Origin of the sequence: Stenotrophomonas sp. A3_2 (assembly GCF_036624925.1) — a bacterium.
GTDB lineage: Bacteria > Pseudomonadota > Gammaproteobacteria > Xanthomonadales > Xanthomonadaceae > Stenotrophomonas > Stenotrophomonas hibiscicola.
Genome location: NZ_JAZKVY010000238.1, coordinates 161253 through 182349, shown reverse-complemented (window position 1 = coordinate 182349; position 21097 = coordinate 161253). Strand labels below are relative to the sequence as shown.

The 21097-nt window shown below is 66.8% G+C and carries 19 protein-coding genes; 12 read left to right on the top strand and 7 right to left on the bottom strand.

The genetic code is table 11. The annotated features are described in order from the left end of the window. Positions 1–120: 120 nt before the first annotated feature. From R5H29_RS09535 to asnS, 6 genes are all read right to left on the bottom strand, one after another. Positions 121–642 (bottom strand): 3-hydroxyanthranilate 3,4-dioxygenase, encoded by a 522-nt coding sequence (locus R5H29_RS09535; protein WP_111102668.1) that lies wholly within the window; start codon positions 640–642, stop codon positions 121–123. 19 nt (positions 643–661) lie between these two features. Next, positions 662–1324: a carbonate dehydratase gene (gene can / locus R5H29_RS09530; protein ID WP_005417406.1), complete on the bottom strand. Its 663-nt coding sequence runs from the start codon at positions 1322–1324 to the stop codon at positions 662–664. 72 nt (positions 1325–1396) lie between these two features. Beyond that, complete coding sequence (locus R5H29_RS09525) at positions 1397–2035, bottom strand: FMN-binding negative transcriptional regulator (protein ID WP_155029809.1); 639 nt, start codon at positions 2033–2035, stop codon at positions 1397–1399. Between the two features lie 7 nt (positions 2036–2042). Further along, a complete protein-coding gene (locus R5H29_RS09520; RefSeq protein ID WP_019660373.1) occupies positions 2043–2357 on the bottom strand; it encodes a hypothetical protein in 315 nt (104 codons plus the stop codon). 7 nt (positions 2358–2364) lie between these two features. After that, the gene (locus tag R5H29_RS09515) at positions 2365–2664 is read right to left on the bottom strand and encodes a hypothetical protein (RefSeq protein WP_005417403.1); all 300 of its coding nucleotides are present in this window, start codon (positions 2662–2664) and stop codon (positions 2365–2367) included. A 30-nt stretch (positions 2665–2694) separates the two neighbouring features. Beyond that, positions 2695–4089, bottom strand: a complete 1395-nt coding sequence (asnS, locus tag R5H29_RS09510; protein WP_134730866.1) for an asparagine--tRNA ligase — start codon at positions 4087–4089, stop codon at positions 2695–2697. A 128-nt stretch (positions 4090–4217) separates the two neighbouring features. Between asnS and R5H29_RS09505 the strand changes: the two genes are divergently transcribed. The 6 genes from R5H29_RS09505 to zipA all read left to right on the top strand — a co-directional run bounded on the left by R5H29_RS09505 (position 4218) and on the right by zipA (position 10550). Next, complete coding sequence (locus R5H29_RS09505; protein ID WP_019660371.1) at positions 4218–4556, top strand: iron-sulfur cluster assembly accessory protein; 339 nt, start codon at positions 4218–4220, stop codon at positions 4554–4556. A gap of 221 nt (positions 4557–4777) precedes the next feature. After that, positions 4778–5215 (top strand): 30S ribosomal protein S6, encoded by a 438-nt coding sequence (gene rpsF / locus R5H29_RS09500; RefSeq protein WP_005410228.1) that lies wholly within the window; start codon positions 4778–4780, stop codon positions 5213–5215. A gap of 11 nt (positions 5216–5226) precedes the next feature. Beyond that, positions 5227–5457 (top strand): 30S ribosomal protein S18, encoded by a 231-nt coding sequence (gene rpsR / locus R5H29_RS09495; RefSeq protein ID WP_002804494.1) that lies wholly within the window; start codon positions 5227–5229, stop codon positions 5455–5457. Between the two features lie 104 nt (positions 5458–5561). Next, positions 5562–6011: a 50S ribosomal protein L9 gene (gene rplI / locus R5H29_RS09490; RefSeq protein WP_005410227.1), complete on the top strand. Its 450-nt coding sequence runs from the start codon at positions 5562–5564 to the stop codon at positions 6009–6011. A gap of 251 nt (positions 6012–6262) precedes the next feature. After that, a complete protein-coding gene (gene smc / locus R5H29_RS09485) occupies positions 6263–9766 on the top strand; it encodes a chromosome segregation protein SMC (RefSeq protein WP_332329100.1) in 3504 nt (1167 codons plus the stop codon). 46 nt (positions 9767–9812) lie between these two features. Continuing rightward, a complete protein-coding gene (zipA, locus tag R5H29_RS09480) occupies positions 9813–10550 on the top strand; it encodes a cell division protein ZipA (RefSeq protein ID WP_019660368.1) in 738 nt (245 codons plus the stop codon). 165 nt (positions 10551–10715) lie between these two features. Here zipA and R5H29_RS09475 read toward each other — a convergent pair whose 3' ends face one another. Beyond that, complete coding sequence (locus tag R5H29_RS09475) at positions 10716–11840, bottom strand: pyridoxal phosphate-dependent aminotransferase (protein WP_332329099.1); 1125 nt, start codon at positions 11838–11840, stop codon at positions 10716–10718. 252 nt (positions 11841–12092) lie between these two features. Here R5H29_RS09475 and ligA point away from each other — a divergent pair, with 252 nt between their 5' ends. The 6 genes from ligA to gyrA all read left to right on the top strand — a co-directional run bounded on the left by ligA (position 12093) and on the right by gyrA (position 21008). Then, entirely contained in the window at positions 12093–14564 is a 2472-nt protein-coding gene (gene ligA, locus R5H29_RS09470; protein ID WP_180877810.1) for an NAD-dependent DNA ligase LigA, read from the top strand. Positions 14565–14611: 47 nt separating this feature from the next. Continuing rightward, the gene (locus R5H29_RS09465) at positions 14612–15097 is read left to right on the top strand and encodes a GNAT family N-acetyltransferase (protein WP_019660365.1); all 486 of its coding nucleotides are present in this window, start codon (positions 14612–14614) and stop codon (positions 15095–15097) included. Next, a complete protein-coding gene (gene epmA, locus R5H29_RS09460) occupies positions 15094–16050 on the top strand; it encodes an EF-P lysine aminoacylase EpmA (protein WP_332329098.1) in 957 nt (318 codons plus the stop codon). The genes R5H29_RS09465 and epmA overlap by 4 nt, the downstream gene beginning before the upstream one ends. 141 nt (positions 16051–16191) lie before the next feature. Next, a complete protein-coding gene (locus R5H29_RS09455) occupies positions 16192–16920 on the top strand; it encodes a DUF3011 domain-containing protein (protein ID WP_058981310.1) in 729 nt (242 codons plus the stop codon). 47 nt (positions 16921–16967) lie between these two features. Further along, the gene (gene mtnA / locus R5H29_RS09450) at positions 16968–18032 is read left to right on the top strand and encodes an S-methyl-5-thioribose-1-phosphate isomerase (protein ID WP_058981311.1); all 1065 of its coding nucleotides are present in this window, start codon (positions 16968–16970) and stop codon (positions 18030–18032) included. 261 nt (positions 18033–18293) lie between these two features. After that, positions 18294–21008, top strand: coding sequence for a DNA gyrase subunit A (gyrA, locus tag R5H29_RS09445; RefSeq protein WP_019660361.1), 2715 nt, complete (start codon positions 18294–18296; stop codon positions 21006–21008). Positions 21009–21097: the final 89 nt, after the last annotated feature.

Sequence of the window (21097 nt, the reverse complement as noted above, 5' to 3'; positions counted from 1 at the left end):
AACGGGACCGCCAGTGTAGCGCTTGGCGGCGTGCCTGCCGCCGAACCTGTAGAGCGGAGCCCATGTTCGGCTGCCGGGCCACGAAGCCGAGCATGGGCTCGGTTCTACAGGGGCAGGTGCTCAGCCCGCCGCCGGCACCGGCAGCGGATCCACGTGCCCGCACTGGCTGCAGGTGCGCAGTTCCAGGCTGGCGTGGTAGCGCGCGAACACCTTGGGCAGGTCGGTCTCGATGTTCTGCAGCGCGAAGAACTCTTCGTGCAGCTTGTGGTTGCAGCGTTCGCAGTGCCAGATCACCCCGTCCTTCTCGTGCGGCAGGCGCTTGCGCTCGACCACCAGGCCGATGCCCCCGGGCGGGCGGCGCGGCGAGTGCGGCACCTTCGCCGGCAGCAGGAAGATCTCGCCGGCGCGGATCGGGATGTCACGTACCGCACCGTCCTCCTGCACCTTCAGCACCATCTCGCCCTCGAGCTGGTAGAACCACTCCGGGCCTTCGTCGTAGTGATAGTCGGTGCGCGAATTCGGCCCGCCGACCACCATCACGATGAAATCGCCGTTGTCGATCATCTTGTTGCCCACCGGCGGCTTCAGCAGGTGGCGGTTCTCTTCGATCCAGGCGTGCAGGTTGATCGGCGAAGCGAGCATGGTGGTCATCCGTGGGGGATCAGTCGCGACGGCCCTTGCGCGGCACGAAGGATAGTGCCTTCTCATATGCCGGCTGCAGCTCTTCCAGCGAGCCTACGTCGATGCCCATTTCACGCACGCGACCGTCCTTCAGGCTGTACACCCAGCCATGCACCATCAGCTTCTGGCCGCGGGCCCAGGCGTCCAGCACGATGGTCGAGCGACAGAGGTTGGCGACCTGCTCGATCACGTTCAGCTCGCACAGGCGGGCGTGCTTGAGTTCATCGTCTTCGATCGCATCGAGGATGCCCTGGTGCTTCTGAACGACGTCGCCGACGTGGCGCAGCCAGTTGTCGGCCAGGCCGACGCGGGTATTGTGCAGGCAGGCGTGCACGCCGCCGCAGCCGTAATGGCCGACGATCAGAATGTGCTTGACCTTCAGCTGGTCCACCGCGTACTGCACCACGCTCAGGCAGTTCAGGTCGGTGTGGGCGACCACGTTGGCAACGTTGCGGTGCACGAACACTTCGCCGGGTGCCATGCCGATGATCTGGTTGGCCGGAACTCGTGAATCGGAGCAGCCGATCCACAGGTACTCGGGATGCTGCTGCTTGGCCAGCTGGTGGAAGAAGTCCGGGTCTTCCTTCTCGATGCGGTCGGCCCAGTCGCGGTTGTTCTGCAGCAGCTTGTGGATGTCTTTCATGTTCGGATGCCTGGCGTCGGGTGGGGGCGCGCCGCAGCCGTCCGGCTGCGTCGTCGCGGGAATCGGGGGCGTTCAGCCGCTGCGGGTGGCCTGTTCGCGGTGCCAGCGCATCCACTGCGCCAACTCGGTGGAGGAAGGGGTGCCCAGCTGTTCCAGTTCGGCGATCACGGCACGCTGGTTCGCATCGGGGTGGTTCTGGCTCAGCTTCAGCTTCAGCTGCACGTGTTCAACCTGGAAGCGGAAGCCGACGATGGCGCGCAGCTCCGGGCCGTGTTCGGCGCGCGCGGCATCGAAGCGCCAGGCCTGGCCGACGCTGGCTTCGAAATGGTCGCTGATCGCGCCGACCAGTTCGGCCAGCGCATCGGTGTCGTCGAAGGTGTGCAGCTGGCCGCGCAGCTCGGCGGCCGCATAGTTCCAGGTCGGCACCCGCGCGGCGGGCTCCTTGTCCGGATACCAGCTGGCCGAGACGTAGCCGTGCGGGCCATCGACCAGTACCTTGGCCGCACCGCTGTGGCGCGACTGCGGGTTGGCGCGGGCCCAGTGCCCGCGCAGCTCGATGCGCTCGCCCTCGCGCCGGTACAACACCGGCATCCGCGTCAGCTCCGGCAGGCCATCGCTGCCCGGGGTGAGCACGCTGACGAACGGATCGCGCGCCAGCAGGCGGTCCAGCCAGAGCAGGTCGGTCTCGGCGAAGGCGCGCGGGGTGAACATGCCAGGGTCAGGCGCGCCCGCCCAGCGACTGGATCATGCGGCCACGCAGGCCCTCGTCGCTGTCGGCCTGCGGCGGCTGCACTTCGTGCAGGCTGAAGCCGCGCACCAGCGCGTCCTCCTCGTCCAGGCCGTCATACTCGACGAATTCGGCGTCGAACAGCTGCGAACGGGCGGTGTCTTCACTGTCATAGCTCAGCGTGTTGCCGTCGCTGTCGAGCACTTCGGCGGTGCCGGCCGGGCGCACCCGCAGGCGTGCCCAGATCAGGGTGTTGCCGAGGCTGGCCAGCCACCAGCTGTCGCGCGAAGTGGTGATGTCATTCATGGATGTGTTACCAGAGCGAGGCCAGCCAGAGCAGGGCAGCCATGCCCAGTCCGGCCAGCAGGGTCAGCAGCGATACCCAGGCCGGCGTCGCCAGCCCGGACAATGATCGGTCCGGCTGCTGGCGATAGTCGCGGCGCAGCAGCCAGGCCAGGGCATCGGGCTTGAGGAAGGCGCCGCTGCCGAAGCGCTCGGCGAGCGCCGGATGGCGGTCGCGCACGTGCACCAGGGTCAGTGGCCAGAAGATCACGAAGGCACTGAACCCGGCCACTGCAACGCCAACGAAACAGAGGGCGAAGAACAGGGTCATGGGGGCAGCACCTCCGTGGTCGTTTGGGGCTTAGAAGTCCGCGCTGCCCGGGGCGCGCGGGTAGGGGATCGCATCGCGGATGTTGGACAGCCCGCAGACGTACACCACCAGGCGCTCGAAGCCCAGGCCGAAGCCGGCGTGCGGCACCGAACCATAGCGGCGGAAATCGCGGTACCAGCTGTAGTGCTCACGATCCAGGCCGAACTGGGCCATGCGCGCATCCAGCACGTCCAGGCGCTCTTCGCGCTGGCTGCCGCCGATGATCTCGCCGATGCCCGGGGCCAGCACGTCCATCGCGGCAACGGTCTTGCCGTCGTCGTTCAGGCGCATGTAGAAGGCCTTGATGTGCTCCGGGTAGTTGGTCACCACCACCGGGCGGCCGACGTGTTCCTCGGTCAGCCAGCGCTCGTGCTCGGTCTGCAGGTCCAGGCCCCATTCCACCGGGAAGTCGAACTTCCTGCCGGACTTCTGCAGCAGGCTGACCGCATCGGTGTAGTCGATGCGCTCGAACGGTGCGTTGATGAAATCTTCCAGCTTGGTGATCGCGTTCTTGTCCACGCGCTCGGCGATGAAGGCCAGGTCGTCGCTGCGCTCGTTCAGCACCGCGCGGAACAGGTACTTCAGGAACTCTTCGGCCAGGCGTGCGTCTTCGGCCAGGTCGGCGAAGGCGATTTCCGGCTCGATCATCCAGAACTCCGCCAGGTGGCGGGTGGTGTGGCTGTTTTCGGCGCGGAAGGTCGGGCCGAAGGTGTAGACCTTGCTCAGCGCCAGGCAATAGGCCTCGACGTTCAGCTGGCCAGACACGGTCAGGAAGGTTTCCTTGCCGAAGAAGTCGCGGCTGAAATCGATCGCGCCCTTCTCGTCGCGCGGCAGGTTCACCATGTCCAGGGTGGACACGCGGAACATCTGGCCGGCGCCTTCGGCGTCGGAGGTGGTGATGATCGGGGTGCTGATCCAGTTGAAGCCGTTCTCGTGGAAGAAGCGGTGCACGGCCTGGGCCAGGCAGTTGCGGATGCGGGTGACCGCCCCGAACAGGTTGGTGCGCGGGCGCAGGTGCGCCACTTCGCGCAGGAACTCCGGCGACATCGGCTTGGGCTGGATCGGATAGGTGAGCGGGTCTTCGACCCAGCCGACCACTTCAAGCGTGCTGGCCTGGATCTCGAACGACTGGCCCTTGCCCTGCGACTTCACCAGGGTACCGGTGCCGATGACCGAGCAGCCGCTGGTCAGCCGCTTGATCTCGTCGAAATTGCCCAGGGTGTCGTTGGCCACGACCTGGATCGGGGCGAAGCAGGAGCCGTCGCTCACATTCACGAAGGCCAGATTCGCTGAACCGCGCACCGTGCGCACCCATCCGCGTACCGTGACTTCGCCGCCTTCCGGGATCTTCCCGGCAAGCGCATGTTCAACGCTGACCACCGTCATGACTTGAATCCTCTGCTGATCGACTCGATCTGTGAACACGGGAGTTTACCGGTTGCAGCGTTCTGCTTGCGAGGCATTTTTCGCAGCCACAGCTCCTTATAATGTCCCCGTACCTCTGGAGTAGCCCCATGGCCGTCAGCCTGACCCCCGTTGCCTTCGAGCGCGTGCAGCGCTTTGTCGCCCAGACCCCCGGCGCGCTGGGCCTGCGTTTCGGCGTGACCAGGACCGGCTGCTCCGGCTGGGGCCACATCACCGACCTGGCCCGCGATGAGCGCGAGGGCGATACCGTGTTCGAGCAGGACGGCGTGAAGATCTATGTCGACGCCAAGAGCCTGGCGCTGGTGGACGGCACCGTGATCGACTTCGGCAAGCACGGCCTGAGCGAGACCTTCACGTTCAGCAACCCGAACGCCACCGCCGAGTGTGGCTGCGGCGAGAGCTTCACCACTGACGCCGACAAGGCCTGACGGCCGGCCGGGGCCTGATCGTTCTGGTAGCGCCCAACCCGGGTTGGCTGGGCGCTCGCCCCCGGTTCAGGGTGTCAGGTGGCCCACCGGTTGCCCGGCCACCCCATCTGCGCCATAATGCGCAGCTTCCTGCCTCCCTGGCGGGAACCCTTGCCCCACCGCGGTCTCAACGGCGGGGGGCTGTCCGGCCGCAAGGCCACATCCGAAAGGTAGAAAAAAACATGAGTCGTCATTACGAAATCGTGTTCATGGTCCACCCGGACCAGAGCGAGCAGGTCCCGGCCATGATCGAGCGCTACAAGTCGCTGGTCGAGAACGGCAACGGCACCATCCACCGTCTGGAAGACTGGGGCCGCCGCCAGCTGGCGTACCCGATCCAGAACCTGGTGAAGGCCCACTACGTGCTGATGAACATCGAAGCCGACCAGGCCGTTCTGAACGAACTGACCGAGAGCTTCCGCTTCAACGACGCCGTGCTGCGCAACCTGGTCATCAAGCGTGACGAGGCTGACACCGAGCAGTCGCTGATCATGAAGAGCAAGGACGAGAAGGGTGACAAGCCGGAGCGCGGTGAGCGCCGTCGTCGTGACGACGAAGAAGGCGAGTCCAACAACACCGCTGACAACGAAGCCGGCGACGACGCCGCTTCCGCCGCCTAAGGAGCCTTCCCATGTCCAAGTTCTTCCGTCGCCGCAAGTTCTGCAAGTTCACTGCTGAAGGTGTGAAGGAGATCGACTACAAGGATCTCAACACCCTGCGCCAGTACCTGACCGAGAACGGCAAGATCGTGCCGAGCCGCGTCACCGGTACCAAGTCGAAGTACCAGCGCCAGCTGGCGACCGCCGTCAAGCGCGCTCGCTTCCTGGCCCTGATCCCGTACACCGACAACCACGACGTCTGATGCAGGCGGGGCGGCCCGACGCCGCCCCCGCTGTGCCAGCTATTCGGACAGCCTTTGTTGCGGGGCGTTGCCTCGCTAACGAATAACTTATCTGGAGCAATACCATGCAGTTGATCCTCCTGCAGAAAGTCACCAACCTCGGCAACCTGGGCGACCTGGTCGACGTGAAGCCGGGCTACGGCCGTAACTTCCTCGTGCCGCAGGGCAAGGCCGTGCCGGCCACCGAGAGCAACAAGGCCGAGTTCGAAGCCAAGCGCGCCGAATACGAAGCCAAGGCCCAGGCCATCCACGCCGACGCTGAAGGCCGCAAGGCCAAGCTGGAAGGCGCGAGCGTGACCATCGCCGCCAACGCTTCGACCGAAGGCAAGCTGTACGGCTCGGTTGGCCCGCGCGACATCGCCGAGGCTTTCACCGCCGCCGGTCTGCCGCTGGAAAAGAGCGAAGTCATCCTGGGCGAAGGCGCCTTCCGCAACATCGGCGAATACGACGTGCTGGTCCACCTGCACGCCGACGTCGAGACCACCGTCAAGGTCGTCGTCGTCGCCGAAGCCTGATCCCGCGCCGCAAGGCCTGGCATCACCGCAGAACGGGCGCCCGCAAGGGTGCCCGTTTTGTTTTTGGCGCCGTTCCGCGGTGTCGGGCCAGGTCCGTCCGACGGGGGGGTAATGTTCCACGCCCATTCGTAGAACACGGCCACATCGGTATACTCAGGGCGTCACACCCGTTCCACGGGCATCGATCCCAGCAGGATCAATGACTTGGAGGGTGCACGCAGGCCGCTTGCCGGCCCCAGTCCGGAACCCATATGCGTCTTTCCACGATCAAGCTGTCCGGCTTCAAGTCGTTCGTCGATCCGACCACCCTGCACCTGCCGACCAACATGACCGGCGTGGTGGGGCCCAATGGCTGCGGCAAGTCGAACATCATCGACGCCGTGCGCTGGGTCATGGGTGAGAGTTCGGCCAGCCGCCTGCGCGGCGACTCGCTGACCGACGTGATCTTCTCTGGTTCCAATGCCCGCAAGCCGGTGTCGCAGGCCACCGTCGAGCTGATCTTCGACAACTCCGACCACACGATCTCGGGCGAGTACGCCTCGTTCAACGAAATCTCGGTCAAGCGCACGGTCAGCCGCGACGGCACCAGCAACTACTACCTCAACGGCACCAAGTGCCGTCGCCGCGACATCACCGATCTGTTCCTCGGCACCGGCCTGGGGCCGCGCAGCTACTCGATCATCGAGCAGGGCATGATCAGCCAGATCATCGAGGCACGCCCGGAAGACCTGCGCGTGTACCTGGAAGAGGCGGCCGGCATCTCCAAGTACAAGGAGCGCCGCAAGGAGACCGAGACCCGCATCCGCCACACCCGCGAGAACCTGGACCGGCTGGGCGACCTGCGCGACGAGATCAGCAAGCAGCTGGAGCACCTCAAGCGCCAGGCCAAGCAGGCCGAGCAGTACCAGACCCTGCAGGAAGAGCGCCGGGTCAAGGACGCCGAGTGGAAGGCGCTGGAATTCCGCGGCCTCGACGGACGCCTGTCCAAGCTGCGCGAAGGCCTGTCGCAGGAAGAAACGCGGCTGCAGCAGCTGATCGCCGACCAGCGTGATGCCGAAGCCCGCATCGAAACCTCGCGCGCGCGGCGCGAAGAGGCTGCCGACGCGCTCAACACCGCGCAGGCGGCGGTCTACCAGGTTGGCAGTACGCTGGCGCGCCTGGAACAGCAGATCCAGCACCAGCGCGAGTTGTCGCAGCGCCTGCACAAGGCACGCGATGAAACCCAGCAGGCCCTGGCCGAACTGGGGCAGCACATCAGCGGTGATGAGGCCAGGCTGAGGGTGCTGCGTGAGGCGGTGGAGGCCGCCACTCCGCAGCTGGAAGCACTGCAGGAAGAAAACGAGATCAAGCAGGAAAGCCTGCGCGAGGCCGAAGAGCGGCTGGCCAGCTGGCAGCAGCGCTGGGAACAGCACACCTCGCAGAGTTCGGAAGCCTCGCGCGCCGGCGATGTCGAGCGCACGCGCGTGGACTATCTGGACAAGCAGATCCTCGATGCCGACCGGCGTCGTGAGGCCCTGGCCGCCGAGCGCGCCGGGCTGGATGTGGATGCGCTGGAAGAGGCCTTCGAGCAGCTGCACCTGCAACACGACACGCAGAAGGCTGCGCTGGATGAGCTGAGCGAAGACGTCGAGCTGCGCAAGCAGGGCGTGGCGGCGGTGCAGGAACAGCAGCGCAATGGCCAGAACGAACTGGCCGAACTACGCAAGCAGGCCAACGGCCTGCGTGGCCGCCTGGCCTCGCTGGAGGCCCTGCAGCAAGCCGCGCTGGGCCAGGAGCAGGGCGCGGCAGTCGCGTGGCTGAAGGCGCGTGGGCTGGATTCTGCGGCGCGTGTCGGCGAGCGCCTCGACGTGGATGCCGGCTGGGAAAACGCGGTGGAAAGCGCGCTCGGCCACTTGATCGAAGGTGTGCTGGTCGATGACCCGGCCAGCCTGGTCGATGCCCTGGGTGAGCTCGGCGATGGTCACCTTGCGCTGGTCGCCAACGGCGATGACGAGCTGAAGGTCGCCCCGACCTCGCTGGCCGCGCGCGTGCGTGGCCCGGTGGCGATCCGTCGCCTGCTGGCACACCTGCATGCTGCCAAGGACCTTTCCGAAGCGAAGGCGTTGCAGGGCAGCCTGCCGGAAGGTGATTCGGTCATCACCCAGGGTGGCGAGCGCCTGGGCCAAGGCTGGCTGCGCGTATCGCGCTCCGGCGCGGCCCAGCAGGGTGCGCTGCTGCGCGAACGCGAGATCCAGGAGCTTCGCGAGCAGATCGAACAGCTGCAGGACCGCGAGGCCGAGCTGGAAGAACAGCTGGCCGGTTTCCGTGAGCAGCTGCAGGCTGCCGAACAGCAGCGTGAAGACGCGCAGCGCGCGCTGTACCAGGCCCATCGTGCGGTCTCCGAACTGGCCGGCCAGTTGCAGGGCCAGCAGGGCAAGGTGGAGGCGGCGCGCACGCGCATCGACCGCATCGAAGGCGAGCTGAAGCAACTGCAGGAAACCATTGAAGCCAACAACGAGCAGGCGCGTGAAGCACGCTCGCGGTTGGAGAGTGCGGTCAGCAGCATGGGCGACCTGGAGTCGACCCGGCAGCGGCTGGAGGGCGAACGCCGCCAGCTGACCGAAGCCCGCGACCTGGCCCGCGATGCCGCCCGCGCGGTACGCGAGCGCGCGCATTCGTTGGCCCTGACTTTGGAATCGCAGCGGGCGCAGCTGGCCTCGTTGAGCCAGGCGCTGGAACGCATGGGCACCCAACGTGGGCAGTTGGATTCGCGGCTGGGCGAACTGCATTCGCAGCTGGACGAAGGTGATTCGCCGATCGAAGCACTGCAGGCCGAGCACCAGAATGCGCTGGAGGAGCGTGTGCGCGCCGATCGCGTGCTGACCGAGGCGCGAACGCTGCTGGACGGCATCGACGCTGAGCTGCGCAATTACGAGCAGACCCGCCACCAGCGCGACGAGCAGGCGTTGGTCCAGCGCGAGCGCATTTCGCAGCGCAAGCTCGACCAGCAGGCGCTGGTGCTCAGTGCCGACACCCTGCAGGCGGCGGTGGAAAAGGCCGGCTTCGTGCTGCAGGACGTGCTCAACGCACTGCCCGAGGATGCCCGCCTGGGCGACTGGGAGCAGGCGGTCCACCAGATCGATGCTCGCATGCGCCGGCTGGAGCCGGTCAATCTGGCGGCCATCCACGAGTATGGCGAGGCGTCGCAGCGCTCGGACTACCTGGATTCGCAGCACGCCGACCTGACCACAGCGCTGGAAACCCTGGAAGACGCGATCCGCAAGATCGATCGCGAGACCCGCGGCCGCTTCAAGGACACCTTCGACCGCGTCAACGCCGGCGTGCAGGCGCTGTACCCGCGCCTGTTCGGCGGCGGCCATGCTTACCTGGAGCTGACCGGTGAAGACCTGCTCGATACCGGCGTGACCATCATGGCGCGCCCGCCGGGCAAGCGCGTGTCCAGCATCTCGCTGCTGTCCGGCGGTGAGAAAGCGATGACCGCGGTGGCGCTGGTGTTCGCCATCTTCCAGCTGAATCCGGCGCCGTTCTGCCTGTTGGATGAGGTGGACGCACCGCTGGACGAAGCCAACGTCGGCCGCCTGGCCAACATGGTCAAGGAAATGAGCGAGAAGGTGCAGTTCCTGTTCGTCAGCCACAACAAGGCGACGATGGAGGCCGCGCACCAGCTGTCCGGCGTGACCATGCGTGAGCCAGGCGTCAGCCGCCTGGTCAGCGTGGACCTGGAAGAGGCCGCGCGATTGGCGGGCGCGGCCTGACGTGCCATCCTAGTTACCTGAATGAACTAGCCGGAGAACCTATCGAATGTCCGACACGGCACTGTTGCGCATCGGCATCCTGGCCGCCGGCCTGCTGTTGATCGCCGCGATCTTCCTGTTTGGCCGTCCGAAGAAAAAGCCCCAGGGGCGCCGCGTGGAAAGCGCGGAGCCCACCAGTGGCGAGCGCCGTGAGCCGGTGCTGGGCGACGACGGCGTCGCCGTGGCCGAGGGTCGCGTCGAACCGGGCATGGGCACGGAGGGCGAGCAGGCCGAACTCGGCCTGACCGATACCGACCCGGGCGCCAGCGACCTCGGCAAGCGCGCCACCCAGGATTTCGACAAGATCGTCTCGCTGTTCGTGGCCGCCCGGGCCGGCGAGCAGCTGCGTGGCGAGGACATCGTGGTGGCCGCAGAGAAGACCGGCCTGGTGTTCGGCCACATGAACGTGTTCCACCGCCTGGTGGAAGGCCACCCCGAACGCGGGCCGATCTTCTCGATGGCCAGCATCATGAAGCCGGGCAGCTTCGACATGGCCAACATCCGCGCCATGGAAACCCCGGCCATCGCATTCTTCCTGACGCTGCCGGCGCCGCTGACCGCGCTGGACGCCTGGGAGAAGATGCTGCCGACCGTGCAGCGCATGGCCGAGCTGCTCGATGGCGTGGTGCTGGATGACAGCCGCAACGCCCTGGGGCGCCAGCGCATCGCGCACATCCGTGACGAGCTGCGCGCCTACGACCGCCAGCACCAGGCACCGCCGCTGACCAAGACCCCGCGCTGGTGAGCGCCATGGTGTGCCGACCAACGGTCGGCACCCACCCCGACCAACGGTCGGCAACCACCCCGACCAACGGTCGGCAACCACCCCGACCAACGGTCGGCAACCCACAACAGTAGATGCACGCCATGCGTGGATGGGGCGAACCAAGGTTCGCCCCCACCAACAGGGTCAGGCCGGTACGCCGGCCACCTTGGCGAACGCACGGCGGAATGCGGCCATCTCCTCTTCGGTGCCGACCGTTACGCGCACGCGCTGCGGCCAGATCGGCCAGCTGCGCCCGATCACCACGCCGTTCTCCGCCATTGCCTTGGCGAACGCGCTGCCATCGCGCTGCACGTCGACTATGAAGCAGTTCGCCTCCGAGGGTACGCAGCTGAACCCGCGCTTGCCGAGCCAGGCGATGGTGGCCTGCCGCACCGTGGCGTTCTGCAGGCGCCGCTGGGGGATCAGCTGCGGGTCGCGCAGGCTGGCCAGTGCCGCCGCCAGCGCCGGAACCGGCAGCGGGTTGTCGCCCAGGCTGGCCAGTTCGCGCAGACGGTCGGGATGTGCGGCCGCCACGCCCAGGCGCAGGCCGGCCATGCCGTACAGCTTGGAAAACGTGCGCAGCACGATCAGGTCATCGCGCTGCGTCACCTGGGTGATCAGGCTGGGCTGATCGCTGTACTGCAGGTAGGCCTCGTCGACCAGCACGCGGGTCGATGCGGGCTTGTGGGCCAGCAGCCAGGCAAGCTCATCTGGCGGGCTGATCGACCCAGTCGGATTGTTCGGGTTGCACACATACAGCAGCCCGGTCGCGCGCGCGTGCGCGGCAGCGACCATCGCACGCAGGTCATGCGCACCGTCCTCGCGCAGCGGCACTTTCTGCACATGCGCACCGTGGGCGGCGGCGACCTCGCCGAGCGTCTCGAAGGTTGGGTCGGCGACTACAAGTCCCGCCTGCGGCCCGGTCCACAGCACGGCGGCACGGTTCAGCGGTTCGCTGGAACCCGGATAGAGGCGCACGTGATCAGCCGGGATGCGCGCCTGCTCGATGAAGGCATCGCGCACTTGGCCTGCCAGCGCGAAGCGGTAGCGACCGCATCCGGCGATGCTGTCGCGTGCTGCCTGCTGGGCTGCAGGCGAGGGGCCGTAGGGACATTCGTTGAAATTCAGCAGCACCGCACCTTCGGCGGGGGCGGGAGCGGCGGCTGTCGCCGGTTGGGTATGGCCAAGCTGCGGCAGCCCGCTGCCAGCGACGGCGAGGCCAGCACCGGCCAGTTGCAGGAAGCGTCGACGGGAAGCAGGCAGGGGCACGGGCACGATTCCGAAGGGCAGACCGTCGCACGCTAGCGCTGGTTGCGGTGGGCGGCAAGCCCGCTTTTTGTAGTGCCGAGCCATGCTCGGCTGCAGGTGTGCCAACCAAGGTTGGCACCTGCCGGGAGGGGAGAAGGTTGGCCACCAGGGCAGGGGAGCGGCCGTCGAGCATGGCGCGACGCTGCGAAGGTAGGCGTTACAGGGCCTGACGGCCGGGCGCGGTAGAATCCCCGGCCATCCCAGAACCACCGGATCCCGATGAGTCCCAGTCCCGCCGAACGCGCCGACGACCTCCGCCGGCAGATCGCCCAGGCCAACCGCGCCTACCATGAGCTGGACGCGCCGGAGATCCCCGACGTCGATTACGACCGGTTGGTGCGCGAACTGGAAGCATTGGAGCGCGAACATCCTGAACTGGCCCGCGCCGACAGCCCGACCCAGCAGGTCGGTGCGCGTCCTTCCGGCCGCTTCGCCGAGGTGCGCCATGCTGTGCCGATGCTGTCGCTGTCCAATGCGTTCAGCGACGAGGAGGTGGCTGATTTCGTGCGCCGCATTGACGAGCGGCTGGGGCGTCGCAGCCTGCGGTTTTCGGCCGAGCCGAAGATGGACGGGCTGGCGATCAGCCTGCGCTACGAGGACGGTCATTTCGTGCTCGGCGCGACCCGTGGCGATGGCACGACCGGCGAGGACGTGACGGCCAATCTGCGCGAGATCGGCGACATTCCCAAGCGCCTGCACGGCAAGGACTGGCCGGATGTGCTGGAGGTGCGCGGCGAGGTGTACATGGCCCGCGCCGACTTCGAGGCCTACAACGAGCGTGCGCGCCTGCACGGCGGCAAGGTGCTGGCCAATCCGCGCAACGCCGCGGCCGGCTCGCTGCGCCAGCTCGACCCGAAGATCAGTGCGCAGCGCAGGCTGAGTTTCTTCGCCTACGGCACCGGCGAAGTGCAGGGCGGCGAACTGCCGGACACCCATTCGGGCACCCTGGCCCAGCTCGGCGCCTGGGGTTTCCCGGTCAGCGAGCTGTGCAAGGTGGTGGAGGGCACTGATGGCCTGCTCGGCTACTACCGCGATATCGGTGAGCGCCGCGATCGCCTGCCGTTCGACATCGACGGCGTGGTCTACAAGCTGGATGACCGCGCCGGCCAGCAGGCCATGGGCTTCGTTTCGCGCGCGCCGCGCTGGGCCATCGCGCACAAGTTCCCGGCGCAGGAACAGAGCACGACGGTAGAGGCCATCGAGATCCAGATCGGCCGCACCGGTGCCGCAACACCGGTCGCGCGACTGGCACCGGTGGCCGTGGCCGGCGTGATCGTGTCCAACGCCACCCTGCACAACGCCGACCAGATCGCACGCCTGGATGTGCGCGTCGGCGACAGCGTGATCGTGCGCCGTGCCGGCGACGTGATCCCGGAAGTGGTCAGCGTCATCCTCGATCGCCGTCCACAGGGCACTATGCCGTGGCAGATGCCGACGCGCTGCCCGGTGTGCGGCTCGGAGATCGTGCGCGAGGAAGGGGCAGCAGCATGGCGCTGCTCGGGCGAACTGTCCTGCCCGGCGCAGCGCAAGGAAGCCATTGCCCATTTCGCCTCGCGTCGCGCGATGGACATCGATGGCCTGGGCGACAAGTACATCGAAACCCTGGTCGACGCCGGCATCGTCAGGAGCGTGGCCGACCTGTACCGGCTCAGTCGTGACCAGCTGCTGCACCTGAAGCTGGTGCTGGATGCGGAAGACCCGTCCGCACTGGCCGCTGCGCTGAAACCGCATCTGCCCGCCGAGGGCAGTGGCGCGGTACTCAACGCCGTGCTGAAGCTGGACGGCAGCGATCCGGGCTGGCGCGCGCAGGCGCTGGCACAGCCCGCCAGCTTCGAATGGAACACGAAGAAGATCGCCACCAAGTGGGCCGACAACCTGATCGCAGCAATCGACGCCAGTCGTGCCGCCACGCTGGAACGCCTGCTGTTCGCGCTCGGCATCGAACACGTCGGCGAGAGCACCGCCAAGGCCCTGGCGCAGTGGTTCGGTGACCTGGAACTGATCCGCCATCTGCCGTGGCCGCTGTTCAAGCGCGTGCCGGACATCGGTGGCGAAGTGGCGCGCTCGCTCGGTCACTTCTTCGAACAGCAGGGCAACCAGCAGGCCATCGATGACCTGCTGCAGGTCGGCCAGGTGCGCATCAGCGATGTACATGCCCCCAGTGCCAAGCTGCGCGAGGGACTGGACCTGGCGCAGCTGCTGGTCGAATCGGAGATCCCCGGCATCACCCGTCTGCGCGCCGAAAAACTGGTGGCAGCGCTCCCGGGGGCACAGGCGGTGCTCGATGCCGAGCATGGCCAGTTCGTCAATGCCGGCTTGCCCGATGACACCGCGCGCGGACTGGCGGAGTGGCTCGATGCCGATGGCCATGGCGAGATGTTGCTGGCGGCCGAGAAGGCGATGCAGCAGATCCTGGCCAAGGCGCCGGCGCTGGCCGAGATCGTGGCGGGCCCGCTGGACGGGCAGACCGTTGTGCTCACTGGCACCCTGGCCCAGCTCACCCGCGATGTCGCCAAGGAACGCCTGGAGGCGCTGGGCGCCAAGGTTTCCGGCAGCGTGTCGAAGAAAACCAGCTTCGTGGTCGCCGGCACCGAGGCCGGCTCCAAGCTGGACAAGGCGCAGTCGCTGGGCGTGCCGGTGTGGGACGAGGAACGCCTGCTGGCCTACCTTGCCGAACACGAATGACGATCCCGCCGGGTGCCGCGCCTGGCATGCAGCACAAAGGAACACCGATGCAGACCGCCCCACTGGATTTCCGCCTGGCCACCCGTGCCGACGAGGAATTGTTGATCACCTTGATGCGCGAGTTCTACGCCGAAGACAGGATCGACTTCGATGACGCGCGCGTGCGTCGCGGCGTGGACGCGCTGCTGGCCGATCCGCGCAATGGCGAAGTGCTGTTGTGGCTGGACGAGGCGGGCGAGGTGGTCGGCTACGCGGTGATCGCGATGGGCTTCAGCCTGGAACAGGGCGGCCACTTCATGCTGCTGGACGAGCTGTACCTGAGCCATCGCGCGCGTGGGCGTGGCCGCGGCAAGCAGGCGCTGGCCATCTGCGAACAGCGCGCTCGCGGTCGTGGCGTCAGCCGCCTGCGCCTGGAAGTGAACCACCACAACGAACTGGCACGGCGCCTGTACCTGGCCAGCGGCTACATCGACGATACGCGCGATCTGCTGACCCTGCCGCTCGACCATCCGCGCCCGGAGGGCATCCTGTGAGCGAGGCCCTGCTGCGCGCGCTGCAGCAGCGCGCCGCGCTCAATGCGCTGGTGCGCCGCTTCTTTGCAGAGCGCGATGTGCTCGAGGTGGAGACGCCGATCCTGTCGGTTGCGGGCAACACCGAGCCGAACATCGACAGCTTCCATACCGACTTCACCGGCCATGTCGATGCCGGCGGACGCCGCCGATGGCTGCGCACCTCGCCGGAGTATCCGCTCAAGCGCCTGCTCGCTGCCGGCGTGTGCGACTGTTATGAACTGGGCCGGGTGTTCCGCAATGGCGAGGCCGGCGGCCGCCACAACCCGGAGTTCACCATGCTTGAGTGGTACCGGGTCGGCTGGGACCACCACCGGCTGGTGCAGGAAACCGCCGAGCTGGTAGGCCAGGCGTTGGCCCTGGTCGGGCGCCATGCGACGCTGCATGTGCTCAGTTACCGGGAGCTGTTCCAGCAGTACGTGGGCGTGGATCCGTTCGAGGCCGATGAGGCCGCGCTGCATGCCGCGTTGGGCGAGGTGCACATTGACCCGGTCGGGCTGACCCGCGATGACTGGCTGGATCTGCTGATGACCCACCGTATCCAGCCGCGCTTCGATGGCGATGTCATGACCGTGGTCCACGACTGGCCGGCCAGCCAGGCAGCATTGGCCCGCATCCGCCCGGGCACGCCCCCGCTGGCCGAACGTTTCGAGCTGTACCTGGGCGCGGTGGAACTGGCCAACGGCTACCACGAACTGAACGACGCTGACGAGCAGCGCGCGCGCTTCCAGTGCGATCTGCAGCGCCGCCACGAGCGCGGCCAGGTGCTACCGGCCGTGGACGAGGCGCTGCTGTTGGCGCTGCCGTCGATGCCCGCCTGCGCCGGGGTGGCGGTGGGTGTCGACCGCCTGTTGATGGCGATGAACCGCACGCCGCGGATTGCTGATGTGCTGGCCTACGACTTTGCCCACGCGTGAGCGCGGCGCATGTTCCTGAACGTTGAAGACTGAACGGATTGCCGCGTTTCCGCGCTTGCTTCGGTAAGCGGGATGATGCTCTTATCACGGCAGATGCGGGACACTGGCATCGGAATTCGTCCACTCCTGTTGGGGAAGGCATTGGTCAAGTGGTTTGCGGTCGTGGCGGCACCGGTGTACTCCATCGCGCTTTGGGGTGCCTGGCTGCCGTCATCGGCGTCGGCCCAGCAGGCAGGCTATGACGGCGAAGTGGTGACCTGCGAATCGCGCGACATGGGCTGGGTGCACTGCGATATCGATGTGGACAACGGCGTCGATCTGGTGCGCCAGCTGTCGAGCAACAGCTGCATCCGCGGCAGCGAGTGGGGCACCGACCGCAGCGGCGTGTGGGTCACCCTCGGCTGCCGCGCCGAGTTCCGGGCGCGCCGTGCGCAGGGTGCGGCGCCTGCGGCAACGGAAGGCAAGCGCCTGGTGCGCCGCGTGGTGCGCTGCGAATCCAATGGCCGTCCGCAGAGTTGCCCGGTACGCCTGGATGGCGCGCCGGTGCGCCTGCTTCGCCAGTTGTCGGTGCTGCCGTGCCGCGAAGGCCAGGGATGGGGCTACAAGCGCAATGAAGTCTGGACCAGCCGTGGCTGCCAGGGCGATTTCGAGGTGGCCGACGAGGAGGGCCGCTTCGTCGATGTGCCGCGCCGCCTGACCTGCGAATCGAAGTCGAAGAAGCGCCGCTTCTGCGGCGCCAGCATCTCGGTGGGTGCTGTGGTCTCCGAGCAGCTGTCCAGCACGCCCTGCGAGGAAGGCAGCACCTGGGGCTGGAACCGCAACGGGATCTGGGTGGACGGCGGCTGCCGCGCCGAATTCTCGGTGAATTGAGCCGGGGCAGGCTCCAACCACGCGGGGCGTGGCCCTACAATGGGCCCATGAACACTGCCTCCGACATCGACTACGCCCGTTACGACCACATCCGCCCGATCCTGTGGACCGGCGATGCCTTGCAACTGCTGGACCAGCGCAAGCTGCCGTTCGTGGTCGAGCACGTGGTCTGCCATGACAGTGACGAGGTTGCCAGCGCCATCCACGCGCTGACCGTGCGTGGTGCGCCGGCGATCGGTATTGCCGCCGCGTGGGGCGTGGTGCTGGCGGCACGCGAGGTGCAGGCCGCCGATGGCGCGCATGCGCTGCAGCAGCTGGAGCCAGCCCTGCAGCGCCTCAATGCGTCGCGCCCGACGGCGGTCAACCTGGCCTGGGCGCTGGCGCGCATGCGCCGTTGCCTGAACGCCGCCGGCGCAGACTGGAAGGCGTTGCTGGAGGCGGAAGCGCAGGCGATTGCCGATGAAGACCTGGCCGCCAACCGCCACATGGGGGCGCTGGGTGCTGGCCTGATCGAGGCCGGCAGCGGCGTGCTGACCCATTGCAATACCGGCTCGCTGGCCACCGCAGGCTTCGGCACGGCGCTGGGCGTGATCCGCGCTGGCATGGCCCAGCACCGCATCGCCCGCGTGTTTGCCGGCGAGACCCGGCCCTGGCTGCAGGGCGCCCGCCTGACCGTGTGGGAACTGCAGCAGGATGGCATCGACGCTACCCTGATCGCCGATTCGGCTGCCTCGCACCTGATGAAGACCGGCGCCGTGCAGTGGGTGATCGTCGGCGCAGACCGCATCTGCGCCAATGGCGATACCGCCAACAAGATCGGCACCTACCAGCTGGCCATCGCGGCCCGCCATCACGGCGTGAAGTTCATGGTCGTAGCGCCGTCCTCGACGGTGGACATGGACACCGTGGACGGCAGCCAGATCGAGATCGAGCAGCGCGATCCGGGCGAACTGTACGGCGTGGGCGGGACCCGCACCGTGGCCGAGGGCATCGCCGCCTGGAACCCGGTGTTCGACGTCACTCCGGGCGAGCTGATCGATGCCATCGTGACCGAGCGCGGGGTGATCCTGAACCCGACCGCCCACAATATGCGCACCGCCTTCGACGGCTGAGGCGGGACAGGATCGAGGATGTCTGTAGAGCCGAGCCCATGCTCGGCTCAGCCAGCGAATCCGCCGCAGCCGAGCATGGGCTCGGCTTTACAGGGCGGTATGGGGCCCTAAGTTCCTGATTTGTGCCGGTAAAATCCCCATGAAGGGAGGCGGAAAACGGCCTGTTGTGGTAGTATCCACAGGTTGAATCGAGGTTCCGGCGCGACCCCCTCCCGCAGAGGGCTGCGCCGGACTGGACCGCTACCAGACAACGGAACCCGAATGGCAGAAACCGCCAAGGAAATCATCCAGGTCAACCTGGAAGACGAGATGCGCAAGAGCTACCTCGATTACGCCATGAGCGTGATCGTGGGCCGCGCGCTCCCGGATGCGCGCGACGGCCTCAAGCCGGTGCATCGTCGCGTGCTGTTCGCGATGAACGAGTTGAACGCGCACAGCAACAAGCCTTACTTCAAGTCGGCGCGTATCGTCGGTGATGTCATCGGTAAGTACCACCCGCATGGCGATCAGTCGGTATACGACACGCTGGTGCGCCTGGCTCAGCCGTTCTCGCTGCGCTACATGCTGGTCGACGGCCAGGGTAACTTCGGTTCGATCGACGGCGACTCCGCTGCGGCGATGCGATACACCGAGGCGCGCATGTCGCGCCTGGCGCATGAGCTGATGGCGGACATCGACAAGGAAACCGTCGATTTCCAGCCCAACTACGATGAAAAGGAACTGGAGCCGACGGTCATGCCGACCCGGTTCCCGAACCTGCTGGTCAACGGTTCGGCCGGTATCGCGGTGGGCATGGCGACCAACATCCCGCCGCACAACCTGAGCGAATCGATCAACGCCTGCATCGCGCTGATCGACAACCCGGACATCGACGTCGACGGCCTGATGGAATACATCCCGGGCCCGGATTTCCCGACTGCCGGCATCATCAACGGCACTGCCGGCATCGTCGCCGGCTACCGCACCGGCCGTGGCCGCGTGCGCATCCGTGCCAAGGCCGATATCGAAGTGGCCGACAACGGCCGCGAATCGATCATCGTCACCGAAATTCCTTACCAGGTGAACAAGGCGCGTCTGATCGAGAAGATCGCCGAGCTGGTCAAGGAAAAGAAGATCGAAGGCATCAGCGAGCTGCGCGATGAGTCCGACAAGGACGGCATGCGCATCTACATCGAGATCAAGCGCGGCGAATCTGCCGAGGTTGTGCTGAACAACCTGTACCAGCAGACGCAGATGGAATCGGTGTTCGGCATCAACATGGTGGCGCTGGTCGACGGCCGCCCGCAGTTGATGAACCTCAAGCAGATGCTGGAGGCGTTCGTCCGCCACCGTCGCGAAGTGGTCACCCGCCGCACCGTGTTCGAGCTGCGCAAGGCGCGCGCCCGTGCCCATGTGCTGGAAGGCCTGACCGTCGCACTGGCCAACATCGACGAGATGATCGAACTGATCAAGACCTCGCCGAACCCGAATGAAGCCCGCGAGCGCATGCTGGCACGCGTGTGGGAGCCGGGCCTGGTCGGTGCGATGCTGGGTGCCGCCGGTGCCGAAGCATCGCGTCCTGAAGACCTGCCCAAGGGCGTCGGCCTGGTCGAGGGCGGCTACCAGCTGACCGAGATCCAAGCCACCCAGATCCTGGAAATGCGCCTGCACCGCCTGACCGGGCTGGAGCAGGACCGCCTGACCGACGAGTACAAGCAGCTGCTGGAAGTGATCGCCGGGCTGATCCACATCCTGGAAGATCCCGATCGCCTGCTGCAGGTCATCCGCGAGGAGCTGGTCAACGTCAAGGCCGAGTTCGGCGACGAACGTCGCACCGAAATCCGCCACAGCGAAGAAGACCTGGACATCCTGGACCTGATCGCGCCGGAAGACGTGGTGGTCACCGTGTCCCACGCCGGCTACGTGAAGCGCCAGCCGGTCAGCGTGTACCGCGCGCAGCGCCGCGGCGGCCGTGGTCGCAGTGCGGCGGCGACCAAGGAAGAGGATTTCATCGAACAGCTGTGGCTGGTCAACACGCACGATACGCTGCTGACTTTCACCAGTTCGGGCAAGGTGTTCTGGCTGCCGGTCTACCAGCTGCCGGAAGCGGGTTCCAACGCCCGTGGCCGTCCGATCATCAACTGGATTCCGCTGGAACCGGGCGAACGCGTGCAGGCCGTGCTGCCGGTGCGCGAGTACGCCGATGGCCAGTTCGTGTTCTTTGCCACGAAGAACGGTACGGTCAAGAAGACCCCGCTGGGCGAGTTCGCCTTCCGCCTGGCCCGCGGCAAGATCGCGATCAATCTCGATGAGGGCGATGCCCTGGTCGGCGTCGGCCTGACCGACGGCCAGCGCGACATCCTGCTGTTCGCCTCCAATGGCAAGACCGTGCGCTTCGGCGAGGACAAAGTCCGCTCGATGGGCCGTACCGCAACCGGCGTGCGTGGCATCAAGATGCCGGCCGGCGAGGAAGTGGTCAGCCTGATCGTGGCCGAAAGTGCCGGTGGCATCGAGGACGAGAACGAGGACGACAACGGTGTCGAGGAAGCCACCGCCAATGGCGATGCGGTAATCGATAGTGCCGATGACGCCAGCGTGCAGTACATCCTGACCGCCACCGAGAACGGCTACGGCAAGCGCACCCCGCTGCCGGACTACCCGCGCAAGGGCCGTGGCACCCAGGGCGTGATCGGCATCCAGACCACCGAGCGCAACGGCAAGCTGGTCGCTGCGGTGCTGATGGGCTCGAATGACGAAGTCCTGCTGATCTCCGATGGCGGCACCCTGGTGCGTACGCGTGGCTCGGAAATCAGCCGCGTCGGCCGCAACACCCAGGGCGTCACCCTGATCCGCCTGTCCAAGGATGAGAAGCTGCAGGCGGTTGAGCGCTTGGATGCCTCGATCGATGAGGACGAGGACGAGGTGGCGGTCGCCACCCCCGCCACGACCGACGGCGCACCGGCTGCGGCCAGCAGCGAGGACGCCGCGCAGGAATGACCCTGCCGCGAGCCTGAGGTACCCGACGACGCCGGCCCTGTGCCGGCGTCGTCATTTCTGCGGATCTTCGTGGTGGATTCTCCGATCGC

Coding starts and splice junctions, on each gene's coding strand:
- gyrA (WP_019660361.1), top strand. CDS start 18,294: ATGGCAGAAACCGCCAAGGAAATCATCCAGGTCAACCTGGAAGACGAG.
- smc (WP_332329100.1), top strand. CDS start 6,263: ATGCGTCTTTCCACGATCAAGCTGTCCGGCTTCAAGTCGTTCGTCGAT.
- R5H29_RS09515 (WP_005417403.1), bottom strand. CDS start 2,664: ATGACCCTGTTCTTCGCCCTCTGTTTCGTTGGCGTTGCAGTGGCCGGG.
- R5H29_RS09505 (WP_019660371.1), top strand. CDS start 4,218: ATGGCCGTCAGCCTGACCCCCGTTGCCTTCGAGCGCGTGCAGCGCTTT.
- R5H29_RS09525 (WP_155029809.1), bottom strand. CDS start 2,035: ATGTTCACCCCGCGCGCCTTCGCCGAGACCGACCTGCTCTGGCTGGAC.
- asnS (WP_134730866.1), bottom strand. CDS start 4,089: ATGACGGTGGTCAGCGTTGAACATGCGCTTGCCGGGAAGATCCCGGAA.
- R5H29_RS09465 (WP_019660365.1), top strand. CDS start 14,612: ATGCAGACCGCCCCACTGGATTTCCGCCTGGCCACCCGTGCCGACGAG.
- zipA (WP_019660368.1), top strand. CDS start 9,813: ATGTCCGACACGGCACTGTTGCGCATCGGCATCCTGGCCGCCGGCCTG.
- R5H29_RS09535 (WP_111102668.1), bottom strand. CDS start 642: ATGCTCGCTTCGCCGATCAACCTGCACGCCTGGATCGAAGAGAACCGC.
- rpsF (WP_005410228.1), top strand. CDS start 4,778: ATGAGTCGTCATTACGAAATCGTGTTCATGGTCCACCCGGACCAGAGC.
- rpsR (WP_002804494.1), top strand. CDS start 5,227: ATGTCCAAGTTCTTCCGTCGCCGCAAGTTCTGCAAGTTCACTGCTGAA.
- mtnA (WP_058981311.1), top strand. CDS start 16,968: ATGAACACTGCCTCCGACATCGACTACGCCCGTTACGACCACATCCGC.
- R5H29_RS09520 (WP_019660373.1), bottom strand. CDS start 2,357: ATGAATGACATCACCACTTCGCGCGACAGCTGGTGGCTGGCCAGCCTC.
- rplI (WP_005410227.1), top strand. CDS start 5,562: ATGCAGTTGATCCTCCTGCAGAAAGTCACCAACCTCGGCAACCTGGGC.
- can (WP_005417406.1), bottom strand. CDS start 1,324: ATGAAAGACATCCACAAGCTGCTGCAGAACAACCGCGACTGGGCCGAC.